General features: G+C 55.4%; 3 protein-coding genes and 1 pseudogene. 1 reads left to right on the top strand and 3 read right to left on the bottom strand.

From position 1 onward, the window contains the following. Positions 1-580 precede the first annotated feature (580 nt). From ACWKV4_RS08710 to ACWKV4_RS08720, 3 genes and pseudogenes are all read right to left on the bottom strand, one after another. The gene (locus ACWKV4_RS08710; RefSeq protein WP_483831674.1) at positions 581-964 is read right to left on the bottom strand and encodes a response regulator; all 384 of its coding nucleotides are present in this window, start codon (positions 962-964) and stop codon (positions 581-583) included. 190 nt (positions 965-1,154) lie between these two features. Beyond that, positions 1,155-4,154: a hybrid sensor histidine kinase/response regulator gene (locus ACWKV4_RS08715; RefSeq protein WP_483831675.1), complete on the bottom strand. Its 3,000-nt coding sequence runs from the start codon at positions 4,152-4,154 to the stop codon at positions 1,155-1,157. A gap of 122 nt (positions 4,155-4,276) precedes the next feature. Next, positions 4,277-4,640, bottom strand: a pseudogene (locus ACWKV4_RS08720) (transposase family protein); the annotation flags it as partial. A gap of 524 nt (positions 4,641-5,164) precedes the next feature. On the opposite strand from ACWKV4_RS08720, the gene ACWKV4_RS08725 reads away from it, so the two are divergent. After that, positions 5,165-7,268, top strand: a 2,104-nt coding sequence (locus ACWKV4_RS08725; protein ID WP_483831676.1) for a putative Ig domain-containing protein, incomplete at its 3' end; no start/stop codon positions are given.

Consider the following 7,268-nt stretch of genomic DNA (forward strand, 5'->3'; position numbering starts at 1 on the left):
TCCCTATTGAGCGCAGGAAGAACATAGTCCGCTCTCCGAAGGTTGGCAACTAATTTGTTTCACTTCTGATACAAAGCTAAACGTCTAGCGGGGCATGGATTACGCGGTATACGAAGCGGTGATGGGGTTTTTAACGCGTTCAAGCTTAACTAAGCGGGCAAAAGCCAGTAGTGGCTTTTTAGTTCTATTGCTTGAGCCACAGGGTTCTCTTTAGGTGATGTAGCCTGGGCCTGGGTCCTGCGGATGATCAAGGGTCTCAAGCAGCGACAGGAGAAAAGCCGGTATTCAAAAACTGGATAGCCTAGGCGCTGGCTGCGCCATTATTTGGCCATGGCGCGAAGTGCCCGCTTTAAGCAACTGGTTGGCGATGGTTTGAATGCCTTCAATGACCAGACGTAGATTCAAATGATCGCCAGCCCCTAACTGTAATAGTCCGCGACTCTGCCACCAATGAGGCCATTGGTGTAATTATCGCTCTTCTGTCTCTTATAATCGTTACAGCTCGATACAAGCTTCCCGCGCAGCTGTTTGTTCGTTCATACCCTGTGAGGGGATGCGTCATACCGTGGGCGTCCAAGCTTCAATCGCTGGTGACATTCCCTGTTTTGGCCAGTTTTGCACTGAAGGATTCGAGCATAGTAGGGATGGAAAGAGGCTTTTGAATGAAAAGTACGTTTTCAGGCAACGCAGGTAGCGCGCTGGCATCGTGACCGCTCATAACAATGACTTCGAGCGCAGGCCAGCGCTGTTTCACCAGGTGCGCCATGTCGCTGCCTAGCAATTGGCCTGGCGTACTTTGGTCAACGACCAGAAGATCGACAGGGCTTGGCTGCTTTAGCATCCACATCAGCGCATCGTCAGAGGTGCCAAAGGCCATACATTGAGCGCCCAAGTCCTCGATCATATCCGCCATCAACGAACGAAGAAGCTCGTCGTCTTCTACGAGCGCTACCAATTTAGCCATTACATTCCCTTTTGAGACTCTTCGAGTGGTTATCGTACAAGAGCACTATGCCATGATAGACGCCCCCGTACGGCATGTCTCATGCATTACGCTTAATGGCGAGGCGCTTAAGCATGCGTTACACACGTATTTACTGTGCTAATCAAATGGCTACGAGCATCACTGGGTGCCAAACTATTCCGCATAGAGCCTAGGAGGCAATGAGCTCATTAACCTTGAAGGCTAATGCGTCAATTGCAAATGGCTTTGTCAGTATGCCCATTCCCTTTTCAAGGTGACCTTCGCCCAGCGCGGCGCTCTCGGCATACCCGGTAACAAACAAGGTTTTTAGACCGGGTCGTACCTCTCGAGCGGCGTCTGCCATCTGGCGTCCATTCATGCCACCTGGTAGACCTACGTCGGTAATAAGCATATCGATGCGGACATTGGAGCGTAGTAGTTGCAAACCAGCGCCGCTATCAGCTGCCTCAAGGATTCGATAACCCAGGTCACCTAAGGCATCGGCTAGAAGCAGGCGCACAGTCGGCTCATCATCGACTACCAAGATCGTTTGGCCCTCACCCACGGGTGCGTACTCTTTCTGGGCTTCCACACCTTCCAAGTCAGAGGCATCGCCCAGGTAGCGTGGGAGGTAGATACAAATGGTTGTGCCCTTTCCCACCTCAGATTGCAGGCTTACCTGCCCTCCAGATTGCTTGGCAAAACCATAAATCATGGAAAGGCCAAGGCCAGTGCCTTGCCCAATCGGCTTAGTGGTAAAGAAGGGGTCGAAAGCCTTGGCTAGCACCCTGGGCGACATACCTGCCCCCGTATCAGTGACTCGGACGGTTAAATAATCACCTGTAGGTATGGCTAGTGCCTGAGAGTTGCGCTCATCCAGTTCCTTAGCTCCCGTCTCAATGGTGATCTGCCCACCGTCCGGCATGGCATCGCGCGAGTTGATGCACAGGTTCAACAACGAGTTTTCAAGCTGGCTGATGTCAACGCGTACCGGCAAAACACCGTGTGCAAAATCTGTTTGCACCATGATGCCAGGGCCCACTGTGCGTTGGATCAGGTCACTCATGCCTTTAACGAGTGTGTTCACATCAGCGGGCCGCGGATCAAGGGTTTGGCGGCGAGAGAAGGCCAGCAGTCTATGGGTCAAGGCAGCAGCACGCTTAGCCGCGCCTTGTGCGGTTACCAGGTACTTATCAACGTCTACCACCCGGCCTTGTTCGATTCTTTTGGCCATCAGCTCCAAGGAGCCGGAAATACCTGCCAGCAAATTGTTGAAGTCGTGTGCCAGGCCGCCTGTTAGCTGGCCGACGGCTTCCATTTTCTGTGACTGGCGAAGCTTATCTTCAGCCTGCATCAGGTCTGCGGTGCGCTCAGCTACCCGCTGCTCTAACGTCTCTGTAAGCGTTCGCAGCTCAGCAATGGCACGGTCTCGCTGCGCCTCTACCGAGCGACGCTCCTGCAGGTCCATAAGCACACCGGGGAAACTTAGCGGTGTACCATCAGAGGCGTATTTCACACGCCCGCTTGCCTCTATCCAGTAATACTGCCCATCCGCGCGGCGCACCCGATACTGGTGGGTATACAGGCCTCCCTTTTCAATGGTGCGGCTGATGGCTTCGAGCAGCCCCTGACGGTCCTCGGGGTGGACGGTTGCGAAAATCTGCTCTAACGTCAGTCCCTTGTAACCAAGCACCGGATCTAGCCCAAAGGCTCTAGCAAACGCCTCATCTACGGTGTAACTGTCATTACGAAGATCCAGGTGCCACGTGCCCACGATGGCGCCCGCCTCAAGCGCAAGCTGGACACGCTCTACGTTCTCGCGCGCAAGGGCTTCACTTTCACGCAGGCGAGCTTCTGCGTTTCGTCGGTCCGTTACATCGCTAAATAAAATGGCGATCTGCCGATTGGCTGGGTTGCCAACCCCCACGGCTCGGACATCAAACCAGCGTTCGAACCGTTCGGCATAACTTTCAAATGTGACCGATATGCCAGTTTTAGCAACATGCCCGTACGTGTCGAACCAGAAGCGTTCTAGGTCCGGCGCGAACTCCGTTACCCATTTCCCACGCAGGTTGACCCCAGCCTGTTTTTCGAAGGCCGGGTTCGTCTCTAGAAAACGGTAGTCAATCGGGCGATCATCGGCATCGAACTTCACCTCGACGATGGCAAAGGCCGATTCAATGGTCGCTACAATGGTTCTGAACCGCTCTTCGCTCTGACGAAGGGCTACTTCAGCGTTGCGTACACCGCTCATGTCCAGCATAGCGCCGATCATGCGAACAGCTTGACCTTCGTCATTACGGATCACATGCCCCCGGTCAAGGACTTGCGCATAAGAACCGTCGGCACGTTGGAAGCGGTACTCTTCTGTCCAGCTGGTTTGTGTGCCATCAATCACCGCGTGGATAGAGTTGTAGATACGACCCCTATCCTCCGGGTGAATATGGACAATCCACCAATCGCCTGTGTTTTCGACAGTGGCTAACACATGGCCATGAGCATGCTCTAACGCATCATTCCAAAGTACGGTGCCTGCTACCAGATCCCAGTCCCAGATCGTGTCATTCGTGGCCTTTACAGCCAATCGGTAGCGCTCCTGAGCTTCCCCGATTGCACGGCCTGTCAGATGCTCCGCCGTACGGTCCCTAAGAATCTTCACAAACCCTAAGTGAACCTGGGTATCGTCAAAGAGCGGCATCATCTCGCCTGATGCCCAGAAGCGACTCCCATCCTTGCGTAGGTGCCACCGCTCATCAGTCGCCCGCCCGTTCTTTAGGGAGGTGACCATCTCGTATCCAGGCCTGCCCTGCGCACGGTCTTCAGGTGTGAAAAACCTTCCCGCGGGCTGTCCGCGCATTTCCTCCTCGGCCCAGCCCATAACGTGCGTGGCGCCGGAGTTCCAGTCTGTGATGATCCCTTCTGGATCAGTAATGACCATTGCAAAGTCGCCAGAGCTATCAAAGATGGCGCGTTGACGTGCTTCACTGCTAGCCAGTGCGGATCGGCTGGCGTGGAGCTCAGCCAAAACGTCCCGTCCTTCAAGCAAGTCATGTCCTGTGCGTTGCGTGCCCGTTAAAAGCTGGGGGTTGACCTCAGCGCCCTTCAAAAGATGATGGAGACGAAGCACCTCGTTCTCGAGTGCTTCTCGACTGAGATTTTTCAGCATTTCAGGCTTGAAATTGCCCGGCATAAATCGGCCTCTGCCCACGTGGTGGTATCAGGTCATAGCGAGGTATCGAAGGAGCGCCTGGGCGGCTGCCAGATAAGCGCTGCTTTCTTGGGATATGTAAGGACTCTGCCAGAAAGCTAAGGTTTCCGGGCCCAGGGTGTTGCTGTTAGATAGACGATGCATGTTTGCTCTTGGCTATAGCCAGACAAGTCCGTGCCCTTGAGCAAGTACTGACGGATCAGACCGTTGATATTTTCATTGCTGCCGCGCTGCCAGCGGCATGCGATTCAACGCAGCGCTGAAGCCCTGCACCGCAGAGGTGGCGGTGGCGTCATGCATCTTTGCCAGCATCAGATAACCCGTGCTGCGCTCCACCAGCGTGCCCACCGCGGAGGCATTGGCCTTGATGATGTCACCTCCCCAATGGCCGGGCGTCAACTGGTCTTCTACCTCCGGGGGTCGAACATGGATACTGACCAGGTCAGGGATCTGGTCACGGCGTGGTACCGGATTGGTCAGGTGTTGCACTCAGTTTTTGCCGCCGCCCAGACTGAGTTCCGAGTTTTGGAAATTCGACGCGGGCTGACGAGCTAATAGCTATTCGTTTCATCAGAAACGATGCTGACGGAAAACTCATACTGGCTCAGGCCTACTAGGTAGGCTGAAAAGATACAGAACACCCAAGTCAAGATAGTGCTCTCCTACGCCAAAAATGCGTTACAGCCAGATCGGACAGGGCGCGAGAAGCACGCGAACCACGGCCCGCGCTTATCCAAAGCATTACCCCTCCAGACGCCAAAAATTAATCGGATCGCCTGTTATTTGACGAAAATACTTCGTAACAAGCTCCGCACATAAGAACCGCCGCCAGCAAATCGTCGAATAGATGGCTTTTTATCCCTTCCGTTACTTCTTTGACACCAACCTCCAAAAACTATAAGCATTTCTGAAAATTCTGTCATACAAGGATCCTAATCAGCGCCGATTTATTGGCAGCGACTCTTATTCTTCTCCCAAGGACAGATAAAACCATGATCTTTAATGTAAAGGACTTTGGAGCGGTAGGTGACGGAATCACAGACGATACCGCAGCGATTCAGGCAACCATCGACGCTGCCGCGCAAGCCGGTGGCGGTACCGTATTTGTACCGACCGGAACATTTATCGTGTCTGCGGGAGAAGAACCCTCCGACGGTTGCTTGATGCTTAAAAGCAACGTGTACATGGAAGGCGCTGGCGCTGGCAAAACGTCGGTCAAGGTAGCTGACGGCTCCGACACCAAAATCACGGGTGTCATCCGCTCTGCGTACGGCGAGGAAACCCACGACTTTGGCCTCAGCAACCTGACCATCGACGGCAACCGGGACCACACCACCGGCAAGATCGACGGCTGGTTCAACGGTTTTATCCCTGGCAAAGACGGCCACGACAGCAACGTGACCTTGAGCGGGGTAGAGATCAAAGATTGCTCGGGCTATGGCTTTGACCCCCATGAGCAAACCGTTAACTTGACCATTGAGAATTGCGTGTCCCACGGCAACGGCCTGGATGGCTTTGTCGCGGATTACATGGTTGATTCCAAATATATAAACAACGTGGCCTACGACAACGATCGCCACGGCTTTAATATCGTAACCAGCACCCACGACTTCACCATGACCGGCAACGTAGCCTATGGCAACGCTGGCAACGGCATTGTGGTGCAGCGCGGCAGCGAAAATATCCCCTCTCCGTACGCCGTTACCATAGAAGGCGGCAACGTGTACGGCAACGGCGCCGAGGGCGTGCTGGTCAAGTTGTCCAGCGATGTAACCGTCACTGGAGTGAACATCCACGACAACGGCGGCTCCGGCGTGCGCGTGTACGGCAGCACCGACGTCACTATCACCGGCAACACCCTGACCAACAATGGGCTGAAAGCGCCGGTGCCGGAAGTGGTCATCCAGAGCTACGACGACACGGCCGGTGTATCGGGCCATTTCTTCCCAGGCAGCGATAACAAGATCAGCAACAACACGATTATCGGCGGCGCCAACTCAACCTACGGGGTAGCTGAGCGTAACGAAAACGGCACCGATCGCAATACCATCGTGGACAACACTATCAGCAATACCACCAAGGGCTCGACCCTAACGTATGGCGACGGCACCACGGTAGGTACTAGTCCGCCGGTGATAGCGCCGGAGGGCACCGCAGGTAGTGACACCCTGATCGGTACCGCCGGTAATGACACCCTCACGGGCCTGGCCGGCGATGACACGATCAACGGCGCCGTTGGCAACGACACCATCGACGGTGGTGCCGGCGTGGATACGCTTACCGGTGGCGCCGGGGCTGACACCTTCGTAGTCGCAAACCGTTTGGACAGTTATCGCAATTACAATACAGGTGGTGCCTCGCGCATAGATGTGATCACTGACTTTGAAGCCGGGCAGGACCACATTGACCTTTCGGCATTGGGCGTCACTGGCCTGGGCAATGGGCGCGATGGCACGGTCTACCTCAGCCTCAATACCGCAGGCGACAAAACCTACGTCAAGTCCCTTGAACCCGATGCCAGCGGCAACCGGTTCGAGTTGGCACTGACGGGTAATTTACTCAACACCCTTAAAGCGACAGACTTTGTGTTCACCTCCGCGGCTCCGGTCAACCACGCGCCTGTGGTGACCACACCGTTGGCGGACCAGACTGCCACCGAAACCACCTCGTTCAGCTATGTGATTCCGGCAGGTAGCTTCACCGATTCCGATAACGACACTCTGAGCTATAGCGCGACCCTGGCCGACGGTAGCGCTTTGCCTGCTTGGCTCAAATTCGACGCCGCCACCCGCACTTTCAGCGGAACCCCGGGCTCCAACGCCGCCGGCACCCTCAACGTCAAGGTCACCGCCGCCGATGACCGCGCCGGCGTGGCAAGCGATACCTTTACCCTCGCCGTACAGGACACCCCTGTTCCGGTCAACCACGCGCCTGCGGTGGCTACGCCGTTGGCGAACCAGAACGCCAGCGAGACCATCCCGTTCAGCTACGTGATCCCGGCAGGCAGCTTCACCGACATCGACAACGACACCCTGAGTTTCACCGCTACCCTGGCTGACGGCAGCGCCTTGCCGGCATGGCTCAAATTCGATGCCG

It is taken from the genome of Pseudomonas artemisiae (assembly GCF_057128685.1).